We start from the raw sequence: 20,193 nt of genomic DNA on the forward strand, positions 1-20,193 counted from the left end.
GGCTGTTCCCCTCGGCCCCTGTCAGCGGCGCTTCCGTGTCACCTTGCGTTTGTCCCGACTGCTGCGCGACTTGGGACCGGATTTCTGGGCGGTTCTTGCACGCGCCTTCGCCTGACCGGGTTTGCGACGCACCGGGCGGCCGCGACCACTGCCACCACCAGACGGCGCCATTTCCTCACCCTCAAGCTCCAGCAGTTCCAGCATCAATCCACCTGTCACCGGCACCGCCTCCGACAGGCGGACCGTCACCCGTTGGCCCAGCGAGATCTCGCGCCCCGTATCCGAGCCCATCAGGGTCTGTGCCTCGCGGTCGTAGTGAAAAAACTCGTTGCCGAGCGAGCGTATGGGGACCAGCCCGTCGGCTCCGCTTTCGTCCAGACGGACGAAGACACCGAACCGCGCAATGCCACTGATCCGCCCGGTGAACTCATTGCCCACGCGCTCGGACAGGTAGGCGGCAAGGTAGCGGTCATTCGTGTCCCGCTCCGCAGTCATGGACCGCCGCTCGGTCTCGGAGATATGCTCTGCCGTGCGTGGCAGCCGGTCGATGTCATCCGGTGACAGACCATCCTTGCCCCATCCATGGCTCGCGATCAGGCCCCTGTGGACGATCAGGTCCGCATACCGGCGGATCGGCGACGTGAAATGCGCGTAGGTCTTCAGCGCGAGGCCGAAATGCCCAAAGTTCTCCGGGCTGTAATACGCCTGCGTCATCGACCGCAAAGTCGAGAGGTTGATCAACTCCGCGAAATCCGTGCCGGCGGCATCGTGCAGCAGCTTGTTGAGATGCCGTGTTTGCAGCACCTGCCCCTTTGCCAGAGTCAGCCCGCTCGCAGCTGCGGTCTCACGCAGGGCGTTCAGCTTCTCGGGATTAGGTTCCTCGTGAACCCGGAGCAGGAGGGGGGTGCGCTTGGCCATGAGTGTCTCGCCGGCGCAGACGTTGGCCAGCACCATGAACTCCTCGATCAGCCGATGCGTCTCCAGCCGATCCCTGAAGCGGACAGACGTGACCTCTCCCGTTTCCGACAGCACGATCTTGCGCTCCGGCAGATCCAGATCCAGCGGCTGGCGCTGGTCACGGGCACTGGCAGCGGCCTGATAGGCCGCCCGGAGGGGCTGGAGGACATCCTCAAGCAGCGGACCGCACTTGTCGTTCGGTTCGCCGTCGAGGGCCTGTTGCACCTCCTCGTAGTTCAGCGACGCGATGGAACGCATCAGCCCGCGATGAAAGGAATGCCCGACCTTCTGGCCCTGCGCGTTGAGCCGCATCCGAACGGCGATGCAGGCGCGCGGGACCCCTTCGTGCAACGAACACAGGTCACCGGACAGCCGGTCCGGCAGCATGGGCACAACCCGGTCGGGAAAATAGGTCGAGTTGCCCCGCATCCGCGCCTCGGCATCGAGGGCCGAGCCGGGGGTCACGTAGTGGGCGACGTCGGCGATGGCCACCCAGACGACGAATCCGCCATCGTTCTTCGGGTCGTCATCGGCATGGGCATAGACGGCATCGTCGTGGTCACGCGCATCCGCCGGGTCGATGGTGACCAGCGGCAGGTCGCGCATGTCCTCGCGCCCGGAAAGACCGGCCGGCTTCATCCGGTCCGCTTCCTCGATCACCTTGTCGGGAAAGTCGTCGGGAATACCATGCTGATGGATGGCTATCAGGGACACGGCCTTCGGTGCCGACGGGTCGCCAAGCCGCTCCACGATACGGGCCGTCGGCAAGCCGAGCTTGCCACGCGGGCTGGCCTGTTCGGCCTCCACCAACTCGCCATCCCGTGCGCCGTGGGTCGCGCCGTCCGGAACCTGCCATTCGCGATCGGCCCCCTTGTCGATCGGCGTGATCCGCCCCCCCTCGGTTCGTTTGCGATAGATTCCCAGGATCTTGTGCGGGTTGTGACCGATACGACGGATCAGGCGCGCTTCGTACTGGTGGTCGTCGGCTCGCACCTCGGTCAGACGACCGAGGATCCGGTCCCCCTCTCCCAGCGCCGGATCACTGTCGCGCGCTATGTAGAGGACACGAGGTTCCGGCCCTTCGCCGTGCCATTCCAGCGGTTTTGCAAACAGCTCGCCGTCGGCATCCGGCGACAAGACCTGAAGCACCGTGACCGGCGGCAGCTTGTCCGGATCGCGATAGTTTTTGCGGTTTTTCTGCAGATGTCCCTCGGCTTCCAGCTCCTTGAGCAGGCGCTTGAGGTCGATCCGCGCAGCGCCCTTGATCCCGAAGGCCTTGGCGATATCGCGTTTGGAAGTCTGTGTCGGATTCTCGGCGATCCAGTCGAGGACCTGCGCCTTTGTCGGAAGCTCTGCCATGCCTGCGGCGTACCATGGGGGCATTGGGCTGTCACGCAGCGAAGTCCCTCGGCGGGGCGTTGGAACACTCCGGACAGCGAAGCGCCCTCCCGTGGCACGGGAGGACGCAGCCCGATCAGAGACCGGACCTCTCACGCATTTCCTTCGGATGCCCGGTCACATCGGGATTGCCTCAGCCACCTCCACGGTGCCGCTGCCATCCTTCACCATTGGGCAGTTCTTCGCATAGCCGGTGGCCGTCACCATGTCCGGCGCCTGAACCAGCGTGTAGCCGGAGAGGGGGTTGGCGCCGCCGTATTCCTCGACGCCATCCTTCTTCACGGTCCACGATTGCCCCACCGGGTTGCCGCCATCGAGAACGGCATCGCCCATTTCCGTGAACCAGGCCTGCCATTCCGCCATGACCTGGGCGCCTTCCTCCTCGGTCTCTGGTTGCTTTCCACCGTGATATGCAAAAACAAACTTGGGCATGTCTCTTTCCCTCCTGTTGAGACTGGTACGAAACGCTCAGCCGGCCAGCCGTTCGAGCTTGCGCAGCGACGACGTCCACCCCTTGGTGTGGTTCTCGGCCGCCTCGGCGTCCGGAAGCCCCGTGTGGTCGATTACGAGGTGCGCGCCGCGATCGGTTGCGGTCACCGTCATCGTCACGTGGCTCTCGAAGCCGCGCGTGTCGGCGTCATCGTGCCAAGCCCAAGTGAAGCCGACGGACTTCGGCGGGTCAACATGGGTCACATGGCCCGACACCTTGAACCGCTGTCCTTCGGGGTTGACCATGACCGAGAACCACGGCCCCTTGCGACTGAAGTCGAGGTCGTGCTCCGGCACGCTCAGCCCTTCCGGGCCCCACCATTGCAGCAAACCCTCCGGCGTGCTGACGTAATCGAACAGGACTTGGGGCGACACCGTGAACTCGCGTTCCAGGCGGACGTCTTCCAATACGTTCATTCGTCTAACTCCCTGTTTTCCAATGCCCGCGCCAGCCGATCAAGGCTGCCTTCCCAGAAGGTGCGGTGGTCCATGGTCCAGTCCGAGATCGCGCGAATGGCCTGTGGCCGCACCGAATAGATGCGCTTTGGGCCCTCAATCCGTTGCTCGATCACGCCTGCCTCACGCAGCACCCTGAGGTGCCGGGAGATCGCGGGCGCCGAGATCGGCGCGACATCGGCAAGCTCCCCCGCAGTGCGGGCGCCTGTTGCCATCAATCGCTCGACAATGGCGAACCGGGTCGCGTCCGAGAGCGCTGCGAAGGTGGCGGGCAAACTGGTCATGCAGTCAGGGTGAGATGATTCGTCAATTAACTCAAGAGTTAATTAACTCATAAGCTAAATTGTGTTTTACGGTGAAAAGGCGAAGGGGCGCAGCGTGGAGTGCTGCGCCCCGACACGGTGCAATGGGCTTCACCCGGCCAGTTCGGCCGTTGCCGTTGACCCTGTGTCCAGCGCCCGCAAAACGGAGCCGACCACGGCCTCCGGTGTGATCCCGAAGTGCTCGAACAGCTCGTCCTCCGGTGCAGAGGCCCCGAACGTGGACATTCCGATGAAGCTGCCGTCCTCGCCGATAAACCGCTCCCAGCCAAGCCCAACGGCGGCTTCGACGGCGACCCGGGCCGTCCCGCGACCGATGACCTCGGCCCGGTAGGCCGGCTCCTGCTGCTCGAAACGTTCCCAGCACGGCACGGAGACCACCGCTGTCGGCACACCCTGCGCCTCCAGTGTCTCGCGCGCGGCAAGTGCGATCTGCACTTCGGAACCTGTCGCAAAAAGCGTGGCCCTCCGCTTGCCCGAGGCTGCCGCGAGAACATAGGCACCAAGTGCACAGGCATTCTCCGCCCCCGCTTCGGCACGGACCGCCGGGATCGGCTGACGGGAATAGACCATCGCGCTCGGACCGGTCCGGTTCGCCAACGCCAGCTCCCAGCATTCCACCGCCTCCACGGCGTCTGCGGGACGGAACACGGTGAGGTTGGGAATGGCCCGCAAACTGGCCAGGTACTCCACTGGCTGGTGGGTCGGGCCGTTGCGGCCAATTCCGATGCTGTCATGGCTGAACCCGAAAATCACCGGCAGGCCCATCAGCGCAGCCATACGAATGGCATGCCGCTCATAATCCGAGAAGACGAGGAAGGTGATACCGAAGGGGATCACACCGCGATGTGCGGCCATGCCATTCATCATCGACCCCATGGCAAACTCCCGCACGCCGTAGTGCAGGTAGCGCCCGTTGCGGTTTTCCGCCGTGAAGGCCTCCAACCGGCGCTTGTGCCTGGTCGCAGCTTCAAGGTCCGGCGCGCCGGAGACAAGCTCGGGGATTGCATCGCTCAGCGCATCGAGGATCTCCCCCGATGTCGCCACGCCTGGTTGTGTCGGGCGAGCCTCGGCATAGGCGGCCTTGCGGTCGGCCAGAACGGCCTCGTAGCCCTCGGGCAGCTTGCCCAGAACCAGACGCTCGAACTCCGCCTTGCGTTCGGGATCGGCGGCCTCAAGCCGTTTCTGCCAGGCGACGCGTGAGGCATTGCCACGCCGTCCGGCTTCCCGCCAGGGTTTCAACACGTCCTCCGGGATCACGAAAGGCGCGTGCTCCCATTCAAGCAACGCACGCGCCTCATCCGCATCCTCTGGCACCAGCTTGCCGCCATGGGCCGAACGGGTGTTGGCGATGCGCGGGACGCCGTGGCCGATCTCCGTGTGGCAGATCACGAACGAGGGGCGCGGGTCCGCCTTGGCCAGACGGATCGCGGCATCGATGGAGTCCGGATCGTGCCCGCCACATTCCACCGTATGCCAGCCCGCCACGCGGAACCGCGCGGCCTGGTCCTCGCTGATCGCCTGATAGGTCTCGCCATCATCGGTGATGTGGTTGCTGTCGAACAGGAACACGAGGTGTCCAAGCTTCAGGTGCCCGGCCAGTTCTACCACTTCCTGTGCGATGCCCTCCATCAGGCAGCCATCGCCAACCAGCGCATAGGTATAGTGGTTGCAGATCTCCGGCCCGAACATCGCGCGCAGCTTCTCTTCCGCCACGGCCATACCGACCGCATTGGCGATCCCCTGCCCCAGCGGCCCGGTCGTTGTCTCGATCCCGGCTTCGGGATCGTATTCGGGGTGGCCGGGACAGTGAGAGTTGAGCTGGCGGAACCGTTTCAGCTCCTCGATGGAGAGCTTGGCGAACCCGGACAGGTGGTTCGCGGCATAGATCAGCATCGACCCATGCCCGTTCGACTGGATGAAGCGGTCGCGGTCCGGCCAGGTCGGATCGGCGGCGTCGAACTTCATGTGCCTCGTGTAGAGTGTGGTGACGATATCAGCCGCGCCGAGCGGTGTGCCGGGGTGGCCATCGCCTGCGTTGAGGATCGAATCGACCGCGAGAATGCGGATGGCATTGGCCATGCGGGTGTAGTCGGGCATCTGTCGTTCTCCGGGCCTAGAGCAGATCGTTGAGCATGCGCATCGTGGAGGTCGGGTGGCGCCGCTTGTAGCGGGCGGCCATGCCGTCCTTGTCGATCCGGGTGGAAAGCTCTTTCAGCTTGTTCGCGATGGCGGCAGCTTCGGTGAAGACCGGTGTCGCATCGTGTTCCTTGCAGACGATGTCGAAGGCGATCCAGTCATCGTATCCGAGCCGCTCCAGCGTGTAGAACAGTTCGACGAACTCCCATGTGTGCCAGGTGCCGGGCAGGACGTCCCAGTCGCCACGGGTGTCATTGTCGTTGATGTGGACATAGAAGAGCCGATCGCACTTGTGCAGAAGCGCCGCCGTGGCTGCCGGGTTCTCCCCGGCGAGGAAGCAATGCCCTGCATCCAGCGTCGCGCCGAGGTTCTTCGCACCAACGATATCCGCGAAGGCGATCAACTCGCCGGCATTGCCGATCTGGCACCGCACGCGCGGTTCGTTGGCCTTGTATTCGATGCAGACATTGATGTCGCGGTTGTGTGCGCAGATCTGCTCGAAGCATTCGGCGGAGTAGTCCAGCGCCGCAATGGGATCGAGTTCGAACGGATAGTCGAACCCTTCGTTCAGCGGGCAGTTGTGCAGCCGAGGCGCCCCCAGTTCGGCGGCGATGTCCATCGCGCGCTTCGCGTCATCCACCGCGGCCTGCCGGTCCGCCGGATCCTCTGCGGTCCAGGCGCCGCGCAGCCAGCGATCGTTCCGAACGGAGGCAAAGTTCACAGCGGAAACGGCCAACTCATTGCGCTTCAGTGCTTCCTTCACGGCCGGGATGTCGCTGCAGTCGGCCGGGTAGCGCAGTTCCACCGCGCCGATCCCCTCTGCCGCGCCAGCGCGGTCCAGATGCGTCACAGTGTCCGCAGCGTCCTGATAGACGAGAAAGCGGTTTCTCGTCTGCCCGAGGAACAGGGTAATGATCGAAAGCTTGAGCATGGCTGGTATCCTGACTGCCTGAATGCTGTTTAGAACTCTCCGCTGACCACATGGCGCGGCTGCCCGGCGACGAAGGCTTCGATCAACCCGACCAGTTGATCGGCCAACGCCTGCTGGGCTTCGTGGCTGGCCCAGGCGACATGGGGGGTCGCGATCGTATCGGGGCGACGCGCGAGTCGCATGAAGGCGCCATCCGGCGCTGGCGGCTCGGGCAATGTCACGTCCAGTCCCGCGCCGCTGACCAACCCGCGATCCAGCGCCACTTCGAGGTCCTCCTCGACGATCAGCGGGCCGCGGGCGGTGTTGATGATCAGCGGTCGCCGTTTCATCTGTTCAAATTCGGCCATGCCGAGCAGGCCCTGTGTCGCCGGGATCAACGGGCAATGGAGGGTAATCACGTCGCTTCGCTCCAGCACCTCGTCAAAGGGCGTGTAGAGCGGTCCGAGGCCATCGACGCCCTTGTGCGCGGCGAACAGGACCTTCATCCCGAAGGCCTTTGCGCGTTCGGCCACGCCCTGGCCCAACGCTCCCTCTCCAATAATGCCGAGATTGGCGCCGGAGAGGTCGCGGATCGGGTGATCGTGGAAGCAAAACTGCCCCGTCTCCTGCCAGCGCCCCTCTGCGATGTCCCTGTCATAGCCCAGCAGGTTTCGACGCAGAGCGAGCATGAGGGCAAAGACATGCTCCGGGACCGTTACCCCGGCGTAGCCACGAATGTTCACAACCGTGATGCCGAGGTCCATGCATGCGGACGTGTCGATGCAATCCGTCCCGGTGGCAGCGACGGCAACCAGCCGAAGGTCCGGCAACTGCTCCAGCGCGGGCCGCTCCAGCCTGACCTTGTTGACGATGGCGACTTCGGCACCGGCCAGGCGTTCCACAACTTCGGTCGGCGCGGTTTTGGCGTGAGAGACCCAGCGATGCTGGAAGTCCGGCGGCCTGAGAATGATGTCTTCCGCTAGGGTTGCCGCATCCAGAAATACAATCTTGCGTTCGGCCATTGCGCCTCGCTCCTCCTCCGAGCAGACATAGACGCATACTGCAATGCATACATCATCGCATGCAATGCGACATGGAGCCCCTTTCCGGACGGAGTTGCTCCCGGGGCAGGCATCGTGGCCAGGTGACCGGACCAAGGACAATGCCGGACGTCTGCGGCCTGCCCGACTGCACCGCTTCTCACGCCGGATGTCACGCAACTGCGGGATTGGTATCGGGGCAAAGACTTCCCACATCCTACGTGTACAAGGCGGAACCCTCCTCCCCCGCCGGTACGTTTGTCACGACGATTTGTCCTGTCCCGTATGATCGCTGACACCATAGGCCCCACCTTGTGTGGCGCCTTTTGGCGTTTGAGTGATGTTGCCTATTGGGATCCCTGACCGCGTCGCTCCCACGTGCAAGCGGATCCCGATGCCCCGAAAAGCCAACTGCGCCCGCTCGGCACGGTTGGCACCTCGCTGCCCCTACCGACACGCAAGCGATCGACAACAGCATCTGTATTCTGGAGCGGGCCCCTACGTTCCGGCTTGATAGGCCACAATCGGCAAACCGGCTCATTGACCGGTTCAGCCTTTGGGTTGTGGTCAATTCTGGAACTTCGGGCCCCTGGATCACCTACGGGCAAAAGACCGGGAAAAACCGACCCGCGCCCTCAGCCCCTGCCGCGAGCCCCCGCACTCGACGGAAAACTCGCCTGCCAGCAAACCGTTCGGATCTGGATAGCGGCCGCGACCAAGGGGCCGTCCGGACGCCCGCAAGCCGACTCGTTCTGAAAGCCGTCAGAGTCCTCTGTCCGCGATCAGGCGCGCAAGGTCGCGCACGGCTGCAGCGCGCGCCGCCGCGACGCCCGCCGCCCCGCTGTCGGGCGCAATCGGTGCGGCCACGCGGAACGATCCGGACGCATCACGCCCGGACGACAGACGGGCGACGAAATACTGGCCGGACATGCGGAACGTACCGTCGATCCCGGCGACCATCTCATCCATCCGAACAACGAGGCGAGCCTGCGGCAAGTCCTCGAAGGGCCACGGCTCGGCTGCTACCCGCGCGCCCGAAAGGGCCGAGAGGTGGCTGGTCAGTTCCTGCGTCATCCCACGCGCTGGATCGTCTGCCCAAAGCGTGGAGGCATCCGCTTCCAACGCGCCGGCGGCCGTCTCGCGCCAGATCTCCTCCGTCCGCGCATATGCCGGCAGGGAAACCTCGCGCACTTCCAGTTGCGAAACGTTGATCCGGATCGGGGCCCCGGATGGCACCGGCTGCGCCGCATAGCGGACGGGCGCGTCCCCACAAGCAGCCAGGGCAAGGGTCACAAGGAGGGCAGGCAGCATGAGGCGCATGTGGAGTCCGTTCCGCAAATTGTTGGCGCGAGCATATTGGTCGCGACCACGGGGGCAAGAGGAATGGCGCAGAATGTGGCAATGGCGACCCGAAGCGGCAGGCAAGCAACGGCCACCGGCGGGGGGGGCCTTCCTTCTCGCCCGGCGCTGACACGCACCTAGGCGCATCGCCATCAAATCAAATACTGTGCCCCCACGCAGTCGAACCACCGCAGGCGAAGCCTGCCCGGCCCAACGGGAGGAGGCGCCGTATGGCGCTGACGACGGGCGGGAGCCGCCCCCGGCATCGCTCACCGCCCCGGTTCATTTCCCGGTCAGAAGCGCGTTCGGCTTGCGCTCCAATGTCCGTGCAAGCGAACGGACGGAGTCCGCCGCGCGGCTGATTTCGCGCAGGGCTGCGCGCGCCTCCCGGTTCAGGGCTCCGCTCTCGGCCAGCCCCGCCATCGCAAGCTCGGCCTCCCGCAAGACCGCCTCTGTGCGTCGCACCAGGTCGGGCAGTTCACTGGAGGCCCTTGCAACGGAATCCGCCGCCTGCTCAGCCGAAGCAAGTGCCGCATTCACGCTTTCAACCGTGCCGCCTTCACGAAGATCGGACAGCGCACCAGACACTTCGTCGAGGGCGGCGTTCAGGCTCTCAGGCAAAGCCTGGGCAGCGGCGGTTCCGATCAGGGCATCCGCACTTTCGACAAGCCCCGTGACTTCGTCGACCAGCGCATCGAGGTCCATTGCCTCGGCCTTGGCTGCCACCGCCCGGATCTGGTCGATCAGGTCGGGCAGACCCTCGGCCGCCGTGCCGATATCTGCGGCTGCGGCACTGGCACTCTCGATCGCCCCGGTCAACTTGGACACCGCGTCGGCCTCGTTGAGATCGGACATTAGCGTCGTGGCTTGCTGCACGGCGTCGTCGACGCCACCGAGCGCCTCCGACAATGTCTCGGGCAAGGCCCGGGTGGCCTCTGCGCCGATCAGCGTGTTCGCGCTTTCGGCCAGCCCCTTGGCTTGATCGAGCAGTCCTTCCAGGTCGAGCGCCTCAGCCTTGAGCACCACCGCATCGATCCGCTCGATCAAGTCCGGAACGCCCGCGACGCTCTCGCCGACCTCTGCCGCCGCCTCGCCGGCCTGCTCGACCGCCTCGACCAGCTTGGCCACGCCTTCCCGTTCTTCAAGGTCCGCGAGGACCGCCAGCAACTCGTCGGCGATACCATTCACGCGTTCGGGCAAGGCCTGCAAGTCGGCGTTGCCGATAACGGTGCGAACATCCTCCACGGCCCCGCGGACCTCGGAGGGGATGCTTTGCAGGTCTTCGCTAGACACCAGGGCGGTCGCGCTTTCCACGAAGGTGATGACATTGGCCATGAGCTCCTCGACAGGAAGGTCATTGACCCGTTGCAGCAGGCCCTCGGCGGAGGCTCCGACACTGCCGCCGGAAGTCTCGCCGGCGACACTTGGAAAGATCGGGTAGGGATCACCATCCCGCAGGAACCGCGCCGGTTCGGCATCCGGAACCTGTACCAGTTCGATGCGCAGCGCCGAGGACAGCAAACCCGCTCTGGCCAGGCGGGCGCGCCACCCCTCGGCCACGGCATCGTCGAAGAAATCGAGGATCTCTTCTGCGTCCGTGGCGCCTTCGCCAAGCTGCAACTGCTCAAGTCCGATGGAGAGAACCACGATAAGCCGCACCCGGTCATCGCCGAATTGCGCCTCGTCGACACGACCGGTCAGGCCAACGACTTCCCCGATCTCCAGCCCGCGTAGTGTGACCGGTGCACCCACCGCCAGCCCTTGCACGTTCTCCTCGAAGACCATGGCGATCTCGACATTGGCACCGTCCGGACCACCGGCTTCGAACAGGCTGGCTCTTGCATCATCCTGGCTGGCAAAAACGGAAAACCTCTGTCCGTCCGGCACGGGAGCGCCGCCGGACACGACGGTCTCGAAACTGATCCCGCCCGTGATCAGCGACGCGATGCTCTCGACATCGACGGAAGCCCCACCAGCGCCGAGATTGAAGGAAAACCCGGACGCGTCCCAGAAACGGCTGCGGGTCGTCATCAGTTGGTCGTGCGGGGAGTTGATGAAGGCTTGCGCGGTGATCGTCACCCCGTCGGGCGATAGTTGCGGCTTGCCCACGCGACCGACCTCGATCCCCTTGAAGAGAATGGGGGTCCCCTCGGAGAGCCCCTTCCCTGTCGTGGTGGTCAGGGTGATTTCCCTGCCCTTCTGGTCCGGCCGCGCCACCGGCCTGTCCTCCAGCCCCGTGAAGTGGCGTTGTAGTCCGCCAGGAGTATTGTCCCAGCTTCCCTCGATGTAGACGCCGCCCAAAACCGTATCGAGTCCGGAGATACCGCGCGCCGAAACCTCGGGCTGCACCACCCAGAAAACCGCATCGGCGTCGATGAAGGGCTCCACTTCCTTGTCCACCCGGACATGGGCGATGACCTGTGCCAGATCGTCACTGAAGGCAACGGTTTCGACAACGCCGACAGAGACTTCCCGGAACCGCAACTGCGTCTGCTCGGCAACGATACCGGAGGCCTTGGCGAAGGCGATCTCGATCAGCGCGCCGCGATCCTGGTAGGCCTGCCACGCAATCCCGAGCGCGATGACAAGGGCTGCGATGGGCACCACCCAGACGAGGGACACACGCTCCCACAGGCTTCGCTTCGCGGGCTTGACCGGGGTTTGGGGAATCTGGTCGGTCACGTTTCGGGCTCCTCGGGAAGGTCTGGCTCCAGGCTGTCCCAGATCTGTCGGCTGTCGAAGGACCGAGCGGACAACATGGTGAAGACGACGGACATGGCGAATGTCAGGGCAGCTGGTCCGGGATGAATGGACACAAAGACGGAGAGTTGCACGAGCGCAGAAAGCACGGCAACGACGAAGACATCGATCATCGACCACCGGCCGATGAACTCGACCACCTCGTAGAGCTGCAAGCGTTTGAGGCTGTCGGATTTCCATCGGTACTGGACGGAAAGGGCCAGGTAGGCCACCGCGATGAATTTCGCCACCGGAATGCAGACCGAGGCGACCAGGATGACAATCGCAACCGGCACAGCTCCGTGCATCATGAGCACCACGGCGCCACCGACGATCGTGTCGCCAGAGGTCCGCATCATGAACGTGGTCTCCAGCATCGGGAAAAGATTGGCCGGGATGTAACAGATCAACCCGACGACCCACCAAGCCCAGACCCGGCTCAATGAGCGTGTGTCGCGGGACCTGACGGCTTCTCCGCATCGCGGACACCGCGTCGTGCCACCCGGCCAGACCCGCGTACAATGCGTGCAGGCGACAAGACCGGCCTTTCGTGCCGTGGGGGTAGAATCGGCAAGATGCGAAGCGTCAACCATGGCCGGGTTCCTCCCTCAGCCCGGTTTCCGCATCGCTGTCGTCGCGGTCCGCATTGAAGGGATCCGGGTGGCCCGAATCCAGCGCGGCCCAGACCGACCAGCGGCACATGAAACCGTCTTGCAGCACCGTGATCACGACAAGGGCCGCGAACATCCAGAAGGCAAGGCCGAGTTCCACCCGTGCCATGTCCACGATCTTGACCAACGCCACCCCAACCCCGAGCACGAAGATCTCTGCCATGGACCAGGGCCGCATCGCCTCTGCCCAGCGAAAGGCGCTCCGGGCCCCGCGAAGGGCGGGGCGATGCAAGAGAAGTGGGCCGAGCGAGAATATCAGGAGCAATGCTCGCGCGATCGGGATGAATACGATCAGCGCCAGCACGGCAACCGAGAGCCCGATCATGTGTGCCTCCGAAAACGACAACGCCGCGTCCACGATCGAGGAAGAATGGCTCAACCCCGCCGCTTCGATCTTCAGAAAAGGCTGGAAAATGGCCGTGATCAGCAGGACGAGGATCGTCAGCGAAAGTGCAACGATCCGCAGGATTGCCCCTTGGATCGGCGCGATGAGCACGTGATGGCAGCGCGCACAGACGGCCCGCTCGCCATGCTTCGGCACCTCCACGCGATAGAGCGCATCACAGGACGGGCAGGCAATCAGGTCATCGAGTGCGGCTGACGTTCCCGGGGGAAGCGGCTGGAGATCCGTGGTACTGCTCATTTTCGCCTGCACCCTAGCATCAGCAACTCCGGGCGCAATGCCGTGCGGACAGGCCCGCGCCGTTGGACCGGCCCGATCCAGCGCATGCCACCGCCGTGCCCTCAAGCCGTCTCGTTCGCCCGCTCTTGCGCGGTGATCGGGCAATAGGAGACGTGCCCCGGTGCGATCTGCTGCATCACCGGACGATCGCCGGCACAGGAAGCCTGGGCCACTGGACAGCGGGTGCGGAACACACAGCCCGAGGGCGGCGACAAGGGCGACGGCAGGTCGCCCTCAAGAACCGGGTGCTCCCGGTGGAGCTCGACCTCCGGATCCGGAATCGGGACGGCCTGCACGAGCGAGCGTGTGTAGGGATGGATCGGGTTGTCGATGAGCGTATCGGCATCCGCCGTCTCCATCACCCGGCCAAGATACATCACGAGGATGTTGTCGGAGATGTGCTTAACCACGCTCAGGTCGTGGGCGATGAAGATCAGGGACAGGCCGAGGTCGCGTTGCAACTCCGACAGCAGGTTGATCACCTGCGCCTGCACCGAGACATCCAGCGCGGAAACGGGCTCGTCGCAAATCACCAGTTCCGGGTTCAGGATCAGAGCGCGGGCGATGCCGATCCGCTGGCACTGGCCTCCGGAGAACTCGTGGGGGTATCGGTTGATCAGGTTGGGCAGCAACCCGACACGCTCCATCAACTCCCCCACACGACGCTTGATCTCTGCCTTGGGCGTGTCCGGTGCGTGCGTGATCAGCGGCTCGGCGATGATCTCACCGACCTTCATGCGTGGGTTGAGTGCAGCCAGCGGGTCCTGAAAGACCATCTGCGCGGCCTGCCGGTGCTGGCGGCGGGCAGTCTTGCCCATCTGGAGCAGGTCCTCGCCCTTCCACAGCACGCGCCCGCCAGAGGCCGGCACGGTGTTTATGATGGCCCGGGCGACGGTGGACTTGCCGGAACCGGACTCGCCCACGATGCCGAGGGTCTCGCCCTTTTCAAGCTCGAAGGAGACACCACCGACGGCATGCAGCTGGTTCGACGGCGTCCAGGGCCAGGCGCCGCGCGGACGCACATCGAAGGTGACCTGGAGGTCCTCGACTTTCAGAAGCGGCTGGCTCATGCGACCTCCTCCGGGCTGCGGTGACAGGCGCGCACACGCACGTCGCTGATGCGTTCAAGGGCAGGTGGCTGGGTCTTGCAAAGGTCGTCCGCCAATGGGCACCGCGGCTGGAACGGGCAACCGCCAAAGCCCCGCAGCATGTCGGGCGGCTCGCCGGGGATCGTCGGCAGCACGTCCTCCTTGCGATCGAGCCGGGGCACGGCGTCCAGAAGGCCACGGGTATAGGGATGCGTCGGGCTCGCGAAGATCTCGGAGGTCGGACCGCGCTCCATGATCCGGCCGCCGTACATCACCATCGTGCGCTCGCAGGCACCGGCGACAATACCGAGGTCATGCGTGATCAGGATCATCGCGGTATTGAACTCGTCCTTGATGTCCCGCAACAGGTCCATGATCTGCGCCTGCACCGTCACGTCGAGCGCCGTGGTCGGCTCGTCGGCAATCAGAAGGCGAGGCCGGCACAGCAGCGACATCGCGATCATGATCCGCTGCCGCATGCCGCCCGAGAACTCATGCGGGTACATGGTGATCCGTGCGGCGGCATCGGGAATGCGAACGGCGTCCAGCATGCGGACACACTCGGCGCGCGCTTGCTTGCGAGACATGCCACGGTGGAGGGTCAGCACCTCCTCCATCTGGTCCGATACCTTCATGAACGGGTTCAGCGATGTCATCGGATCCTGGAAGATCATGGCGATCTCGGAGGAACGGATCTTGTTCAGTTTTGCCTCTGGCAGGTTCAGGATCTCCTGCCCGTCCCACTTGACGGATCCCGTGGCGTGGCCGTTGCGCGCCAGCAGGCCAATGGCGGCGAAGGCCGTCTGCGACTTGCCGGAACCGGATTCGCCCACGATCGCGAGCGTGTCGCCCTCGTAGACCTTGAAGGTCACGCCATTGACGGCGGAGACAGTGCCATCGTTGGTCTGGAAACGGACGGCGAGGTCCTGGATATCGAGAAGCGCCATGTCAGCGGTCCTTCGGATCGAGCGCATCACGCAGCCCGTCGCCGACGAAGAAGAAGGCAAACAGCGTAATGACGAAGAAGAAAAGCGGGAAGAGCAGCATCCAGAGGGTTCCATACTGCATCTGCTTTGCACCCTCTGAAATCAGCGCGCCCCATGACGTGTTGGGTTCCTGCACACCGAGCCCGAGGAAGGAGATGAAGCTCTCGAAAATGATCATGCTGGGAACCAGCAGGGTCGAGTAGACAATCACCACGCCCGCAAGGTTCGGCACGATATGGCGGCGGATGATCGTGCCCGGGCGGACGCCTATGGCATGGGCGGCTTCCACGAATTCCTTGTTCTTGATGCTTAGCGTCTGGCCGCGCGCGATCCTGGCCATGTCGAGCCAGGAGATCAGCCCGATCCCGACAAAGAGCATCAACACCGAGCGCCCGAAGATCACCAGGAGCAGGATCAGCACGAACATGTAGGGGATCGAAAGCATGACATCGACGATCCGCATCATCACGTTGTCGATGCGTCCGCCGTAGTAGCCGGCCGTCGCGCCGTAGACCGTGCCCACGACCACGGCGATCAGGGCGCCGATCAACCCGACCATCAGCGAGATCTGCGTGCCCTGAACCGTTCGGGCAAAGAGGTCGCGGCCAAGATCGTCGGTCCCGAAATAGTGCTTCGATTCGAAGCTCGGACGACCCATCGTGTCAACCTGCCCGAGGACGCCCCAATCGACCTCCTCGTTGGACCACGGGGTCAGGTACTGGCCGAATGCGGCGAAGAGCCCGACCAGCACAAGGATGACCAGCCCGGTCACCGCGGCCTTGTTCTTGAAGAAGCGAATACGGGCATCGGCCCAGAGCGACCGGCCTTCGATCGCAGCGCCGATGTCGGCGGTTTCCAGGTCCTGGGCTTTCTTGCGGCTGAGGATCATGTCTGTGGCCTCAGTAACGGATCTTCGGGTCGATACAAGCATAGAGGATATCGACCACGAGGTTGAAAAGGATCGTCAGCGCGCCAGTCAGGATGGTGATCCCCATGATCACCGAATAGTCCCGGTTGAGCGCCGAGTTGACGAAGAAGATGCCAATGCCGCCGGTCGAGAAATACATGTCGATCACGACGGAACCGGTGATCATGGCGACAAACGCGGGACCGAGGTAGGACACTACCGGCAGCAGCGCCGGCTTGAGCGCATGGCGGAAGATCACCCGGCGCATCGGCAGGCCCTTGGCCCGGGCGGTCCGGATGTAGTTGGCGTTGAGCACTTCCAGCATGGAGGACCGCGTCAGACGTGCGATGGAGGCCATGAAGGACGTGGAAAGAGCGATCACCGGCATGATGATGTACTCCCACTGACCACCCTGCCAACCGCCGCCCGGCAACCAGCCGAGCCAGAGCGTGAACACCAGCACGAGGATCGGCGCCATAACGAAGTTCGGCAGCACCTGCGCGCCGATCGAGATGCCGACAGCGAGGTAGTCGAGCCAGGAATTGTGATAGACGGCAGCGGTAATCCCGAGGGTCATTCCGACGATGGTCGCCACCACGAAGGACCAGAACCCATAGGTGAGAGTCACCGGGAAGCCCTGGTTGATGATGTCGTTCACCGTCTGGTCCTTGTACAGGTACGACGGGCCGAAATCGAAATGGACCACTACGTTCACGACGTAGTTCCACATCTGCACGATCAATGGCTGATCGAGCCCATACTTGGCATTGAGGTTCGCCATGACCTCAGGCGGGAGGGTCCGTTCGGCATCGAACGGGCCGCCGGGGGCAGCGTACATTATCAAGTAGGAGAATACGACCAGGATGAGCAGCGTCGGGATGGCGACGGCCAGCCTGCGGATGATGAATGACAGCATGGGGGGGCCTGATAAAGGTTTGGGCGCGCGAGGGGAAGCCCGCGCGCCCTGCCGTTACTGCGACTTATTCAGCCACACGGTACAGGTCTTTGGAGTACCAGTTGTTTTCGGCGTTGTTGTAGGGCCAGCCCTTGATGTCCGAGGACAGCAGGAAGGTGTTGGCGTAGTGGTAGATCGGTGCGATCGCCGATTCGTCCGCGATGATCTGCTCGGCCTTGGTGTACATCTCGTTCGGGTTGTCCGACGTCTTCGATGCGGCCATCAGCTCGTCGTATTCGGCGTTCGAGAACTTGCCGTCATTGGAGCCGTGGGTCGTGGTCAGCAGGTCGAGGAAGGTCGAGGCCTCGTTGTAGTCGGCGCACCATGCGGAGCGGGCGACGTCGAAATTGCCGTCACGACGGATGTTGAGGTAGGTCTTCCACTCCATGTTCTCGAGCGTGGTCGTGACACCGAGTTTCTGCTTCCACATCTGGGAGACGATCGTGGCGATCTGCTTGTGGCTCTCAGAGGTGTTGTAGATCAGCTTCAGGTCGAGATCCGTCACGCCGGATTCTTCCATCAGCTTCTTCGCTTCTGCGTCGCGATCGGCCTGGGACATGCCCGCGAAATCGATCTCCGGCATCTCGAAGCCAGCGGTCTTGAGGTGGGTGAAGTTGTAGGCCGGCCACTGGCCACCCTTCAGCACCTGGTTCACGATCACGTCGCGGTCGATGGCGAGCGTCAGCGCGCGGCGTACCTTCGGATCCTGGATCTCCGGCTTGGCGTCGGGACGCAGGTTGAACGCGTAGTAGTACGAGCAGAGGCGCGGCACGGAGGTCGCTTCGTCCGGAAGCTCTTCCTTCAGCGCCGGGAACTGGCCCGCGGGAAGCGGTTCAAGGTGGTCGAACTCGCCGGCCTTGTAGCGGGTCAGCGCCTGGGTCTCGGAATTGATAACGAGGCCTGTGGTCTTCTCGATGATGACGCTGTCGGCGTTCCAGTACATCGGGTTCTTCTCACGGGTGTGATACTCGTTCAGAACCATTTCCGTCAGGGTATAGGCGCCGTTGGAGACGATGTTCTCCGGGTCGGTCCACTTCGCACCATGTGCCTCGACCGTCGCCTTGTGGACGGGGGAGAGCGTCGCGTAGGTGGTCATCGCGGGGAAGTAGGGCAGCGGCTGTGTCAGCTGCACTTCGAGCGTCTTGTCGTCGATGGCCTTCACGCCCAGTTCGGACGGGTCTTTCTCGCCGGCCACGATCTCGGCCGCGTTCACCATCGAAGTCAGCTCGACATACCAGGCGTAGGGCGAGGCGGTCTCGGGGTTGGCCGCACGCTGCCAGGCATAGACGAAGTCATGTGCGGTTACGGGATCGCCGTTGGACCACTTCGCGTCACGCAGCTTGAAGGTGTAGGTCTTGTTGCCGTTGGTGGCCTCGTAGCTCTCGGCCACGCCCGGGATCAGGTTGCCGTCGGCGTCCTGGATCATCAGCCCTTCGAAGAGGTCACGGATCACGTGCGAACCGGCGGTCTCTTCGTTCAGTTGCGGGTCCAGAGTCGGAAACTGGTCCAGCAAACGGTAGGTGAAGGTCTGGTTGTCGGAAAGCTTCTCGCCCGTGACCGGGTGCTCGCCAGCCGCCATCGCTGTACCCGCGATGAGCAGCGCCGCAGCGGTGAGCTTCAGAGTTGCCTTGAGGTGCATGTCTGTCTCCCTGTTGATTTCGACACGGGCCGCGACCGACGAGGTCACGGCCTGTCTGACGGCACTATGACCGCCGACAATCGGTGGCGCCAATAAATTCTGCCCCGCGCAATCCGCAAGAGTTCCGTAGCGGAAGCGCGGCCATTCGAGGCGCTGTTCGGTGCGCCTAAGTGGAGACTGGCGGGGCCTCAAGTCACGCGTGTGCGGGATTGCGCAGAAGGCAGAAATCGACCGTTGTCAGATAGACTTCATAAGTGCCAGTTCGGGCGCGGCATAGAAGACTTCATCGTCGCACCCATCGGTCAGGTCGGCCGACCCGGTGAGGGCAATCGCGAGCGCGCGACCGGTCGATTCGTTGAACCAGACACCGCCGGTGAACCCCAGCGCGTGACCCGCGTGCCCCACCAGCGGCCCTGCGATCCGAGGGGTATCCCGGTAGGCCATCACCCCAAGCCCGAACTCTCCGTAGAGCCCATCGCAATCGGTTCCATTGGGCGCCAACGGGTTGAATTTCCACGTTGCTTCCCGTTGCAGACGTCCGCCCGGCGTATCGGCGCCAAGGAACCGGCCAAGTCGGGCAGCCTCGATCACGTTCATCCGGAGACCGGCATGCGGCGAGAACAGCAACGTATCGCGCACCGGGACATAATCGGCGAAGGATATACCCCGCCCGTCCCCCCAGACGATATCCGCATTCCAGTCTGCGCCATCGGGTTCGGTCTGGCATTCAAGCCGGTCGCCGAATCGCTGGTAGATCTGAAGCCGTCGATCCCGACGCTTCGGGGAGACCCCGGCCCAGTTGAAGCCCCCCTGTATCCCCGCCGGCCCCAGAACCAGGTCGCGCGCGAGGTGATCGAACCGATCACCGGTGACCGCTTCGAGCAAGCTGCCCAGCAAGACGTAATTTAGGTTGGCGTATTTGAACCAGCCGCCCGGCGGGTGCCCGCTGACAGCGCGATTCGCATGTGCCACGAGGTACTCCAACGGCGATGTCGGCGGCTCGAAGATGTATCCGGCGTGGTCGGTCAGACCAGAAGTGTGGTTGAGCAGGTGTTTCACAGTGATGCCCTCTACCCGGGCACCTCCCTCTCCGGCGTCGAGGACATCTGAAACCTTGGTGTCCAGATCCAAATCTCCGCGCGCGGCCAGTTCACACGCGATACGCGCCGTGACCGCCTTCGAGATCGAGGCCATGCGCATTCGCAGGCCGGGATCGGTCAAGGGGTCCGCTTTGCCCTCGCTCTCGGGCGCAAGGATCCCGTGAACCAGCGGTACTTCCCAACCGTCCGGGTCAATCAGGCAAACGGCGCCATTGAGATATGGCCCCTCCGCGATCGCCGCTCGCAGCAGCCGATCCAGACTGTCGATCACGATGACATCCTCTCGGTTCTGGCGCGCTTCCTGCGCGACCTTCAGCGCAGCGAGACTGGACGACTGGCGGCCGGGAGACAACCTGCCGACATATTTCCGAGTATT

The 20,193-nt window shown here is 63.8% G+C and carries 17 protein-coding genes; all 17 read right to left on the bottom strand.

Translation table 11 applies throughout. From position 1 onward, the window contains the following. Positions 1–21 precede the first annotated feature (21 nt). Positions 22–2,316, bottom strand: a complete 2,295-nt coding sequence (gene rnr, locus CLV78_RS09445) for a ribonuclease R (RefSeq protein ID WP_106204566.1) — start codon at positions 2,314–2,316, stop codon at positions 22–24. 156 nt (positions 2,317–2,472) lie between these two features. Next, positions 2,473–2,787 (bottom strand): YciI family protein, encoded by a 315-nt coding sequence (locus CLV78_RS09450; RefSeq protein WP_106204567.1) that lies wholly within the window; start codon positions 2,785–2,787, stop codon positions 2,473–2,475. A 36-nt stretch (positions 2,788–2,823) separates the two neighbouring features. Continuing rightward, positions 2,824–3,252, bottom strand: a complete 429-nt coding sequence (locus CLV78_RS09455; protein ID WP_106204890.1) for an SRPBCC family protein — start codon at positions 3,250–3,252, stop codon at positions 2,824–2,826. Positions 3,253–3,257: 5 nt separating this feature from the next. Beyond that, positions 3,258–3,584 (bottom strand): ArsR/SmtB family transcription factor, encoded by a 327-nt coding sequence (locus CLV78_RS09460; RefSeq protein WP_106204568.1) that lies wholly within the window; start codon positions 3,582–3,584, stop codon positions 3,258–3,260. A 129-nt stretch (positions 3,585–3,713) separates the two neighbouring features. Next, on the bottom strand, positions 3,714–5,720 hold the full coding sequence (gene tkt / locus CLV78_RS09465) for a transketolase (protein ID WP_106204569.1): 2,007 nt from the start codon (positions 5,718–5,720) through the stop codon (positions 3,714–3,716). Between the two features lie 16 nt (positions 5,721–5,736). After that, positions 5,737–6,690 (bottom strand): sugar phosphate isomerase/epimerase family protein, encoded by a 954-nt coding sequence (locus CLV78_RS09470; protein ID WP_106204570.1) that lies wholly within the window; start codon positions 6,688–6,690, stop codon positions 5,737–5,739. 29 nt (positions 6,691–6,719) lie between these two features. Continuing rightward, a complete protein-coding gene (locus CLV78_RS09475) occupies positions 6,720–7,691 on the bottom strand; it encodes a D-2-hydroxyacid dehydrogenase (RefSeq protein ID WP_106204571.1) in 972 nt (323 codons plus the stop codon). A gap of 780 nt (positions 7,692–8,471) precedes the next feature. Beyond that, the gene (locus tag CLV78_RS09480) at positions 8,472–9,029 is read right to left on the bottom strand and encodes a PqiC family protein (protein ID WP_106204572.1); all 558 of its coding nucleotides are present in this window, start codon (positions 9,027–9,029) and stop codon (positions 8,472–8,474) included. Positions 9,030–9,332: 303 nt separating this feature from the next. After that, positions 9,333–11,732: an MlaD family protein gene (locus CLV78_RS09485; protein WP_158263497.1), complete on the bottom strand. Its 2,400-nt coding sequence runs from the start codon at positions 11,730–11,732 to the stop codon at positions 9,333–9,335. Further along, positions 11,729–12,382, bottom strand: a complete 654-nt coding sequence (locus tag CLV78_RS09490) for a paraquat-inducible protein A (protein WP_106204574.1) — start codon at positions 12,380–12,382, stop codon at positions 11,729–11,731. Before CLV78_RS09490 ends, CLV78_RS09485 begins: the two co-directional genes overlap by 4 nt. Further along, positions 12,375–13,103, bottom strand: a complete 729-nt coding sequence (locus tag CLV78_RS09495; RefSeq protein ID WP_106204575.1) for a paraquat-inducible protein A — start codon at positions 13,101–13,103, stop codon at positions 12,375–12,377. Before CLV78_RS09495 ends, CLV78_RS09490 begins: the two co-directional genes overlap by 8 nt. 101 nt (positions 13,104–13,204) lie before the next feature. After that, complete coding sequence (locus CLV78_RS09500) at positions 13,205–14,212, bottom strand: oligopeptide/dipeptide ABC transporter ATP-binding protein (protein ID WP_106204576.1); 1,008 nt, start codon at positions 14,210–14,212, stop codon at positions 13,205–13,207. Further along, positions 14,209–15,177 carry an oligopeptide/dipeptide ABC transporter ATP-binding protein gene (locus CLV78_RS09505; protein WP_106204577.1) on the bottom strand — a complete coding sequence of 323 codons (969 nt, stop codon included), beginning with the start codon at positions 15,175–15,177 and terminating at the stop codon, positions 14,209–14,211. Before CLV78_RS09505 ends, CLV78_RS09500 begins: the two co-directional genes overlap by 4 nt. 1 nt (position 15,178) lies before the next feature. After that, positions 15,179–16,105, bottom strand: a complete 927-nt coding sequence (locus CLV78_RS09510) for an ABC transporter permease subunit (protein ID WP_106204578.1) — start codon at positions 16,103–16,105, stop codon at positions 15,179–15,181. Between the two features lie 10 nt (positions 16,106–16,115). Continuing rightward, the gene (gene oppB / locus CLV78_RS09515; protein ID WP_106204579.1) at positions 16,116–17,039 is read right to left on the bottom strand and encodes an oligopeptide ABC transporter permease OppB; all 924 of its coding nucleotides are present in this window, start codon (positions 17,037–17,039) and stop codon (positions 16,116–16,118) included. A 64-nt stretch (positions 17,040–17,103) separates the two neighbouring features. Next, positions 17,104–18,717: a peptide ABC transporter substrate-binding protein gene (locus CLV78_RS09520; RefSeq protein WP_211300969.1), complete on the bottom strand. Its 1,614-nt coding sequence runs from the start codon at positions 18,715–18,717 to the stop codon at positions 17,104–17,106. A 237-nt stretch (positions 18,718–18,954) separates the two neighbouring features. Beyond that, positions 18,955–20,088, bottom strand: coding sequence for a serine hydrolase domain-containing protein (locus tag CLV78_RS09525; protein ID WP_158263498.1), 1,134 nt, complete (start codon positions 20,086–20,088; stop codon positions 18,955–18,957). Positions 20,089–20,193 lie beyond the last annotated feature (105 nt).

Source organism: Aliiruegeria haliotis, from assembly GCF_003003255.1.
Classification (GTDB): domain Bacteria; phylum Pseudomonadota; class Alphaproteobacteria; order Rhodobacterales; family Rhodobacteraceae; genus Tropicimonas; species Tropicimonas haliotis.

Coding starts and splice junctions, on each gene's coding strand:
- rnr (WP_106204566.1), bottom strand. CDS start 2,316: ATGGCAGAGCTTCCGACAAAGGCGCAGGTCCTCGACTGGATCGCCGAG.
- CLV78_RS09450 (WP_106204567.1), bottom strand. CDS start 2,787: ATGCCCAAGTTTGTTTTTGCATATCACGGTGGAAAGCAACCAGAGACC.
- CLV78_RS09460 (WP_106204568.1), bottom strand. CDS start 3,584: ATGACCAGTTTGCCCGCCACCTTCGCAGCGCTCTCGGACGCGACCCGG.
- tkt (WP_106204569.1), bottom strand. CDS start 5,720: ATGCCCGACTACACCCGCATGGCCAATGCCATCCGCATTCTCGCGGTC.
- CLV78_RS09470 (WP_106204570.1), bottom strand. CDS start 6,690: ATGCTCAAGCTTTCGATCATTACCCTGTTCCTCGGGCAGACGAGAAAC.
- CLV78_RS09475 (WP_106204571.1), bottom strand. CDS start 7,691: ATGGCCGAACGCAAGATTGTATTTCTGGATGCGGCAACCCTAGCGGAA.
- CLV78_RS09480 (WP_106204572.1), bottom strand. CDS start 9,029: ATGCGCCTCATGCTGCCTGCCCTCCTTGTGACCCTTGCCCTGGCTGCT.
- CLV78_RS09490 (WP_106204574.1), bottom strand. CDS start 12,382: ATGGTTGACGCTTCGCATCTTGCCGATTCTACCCCCACGGCACGAAAG.
- CLV78_RS09495 (WP_106204575.1), bottom strand. CDS start 13,103: ATGAGCAGTACCACGGATCTCCAGCCGCTTCCCCCGGGAACGTCAGCC.
- CLV78_RS09500 (WP_106204576.1), bottom strand. CDS start 14,212: ATGAGCCAGCCGCTTCTGAAAGTCGAGGACCTCCAGGTCACCTTCGAT.
- CLV78_RS09505 (WP_106204577.1), bottom strand. CDS start 15,177: ATGGCGCTTCTCGATATCCAGGACCTCGCCGTCCGTTTCCAGACCAAC.
- CLV78_RS09510 (WP_106204578.1), bottom strand. CDS start 16,105: ATGATCCTCAGCCGCAAGAAAGCCCAGGACCTGGAAACCGCCGACATC.
- oppB (WP_106204579.1), bottom strand. CDS start 17,039: ATGCTGTCATTCATCATCCGCAGGCTGGCCGTCGCCATCCCGACGCTG.
- CLV78_RS09520 (WP_211300969.1), bottom strand. CDS start 18,717: ATGCACCTCAAGGCAACTCTGAAGCTCACCGCTGCGGCGCTGCTCATC.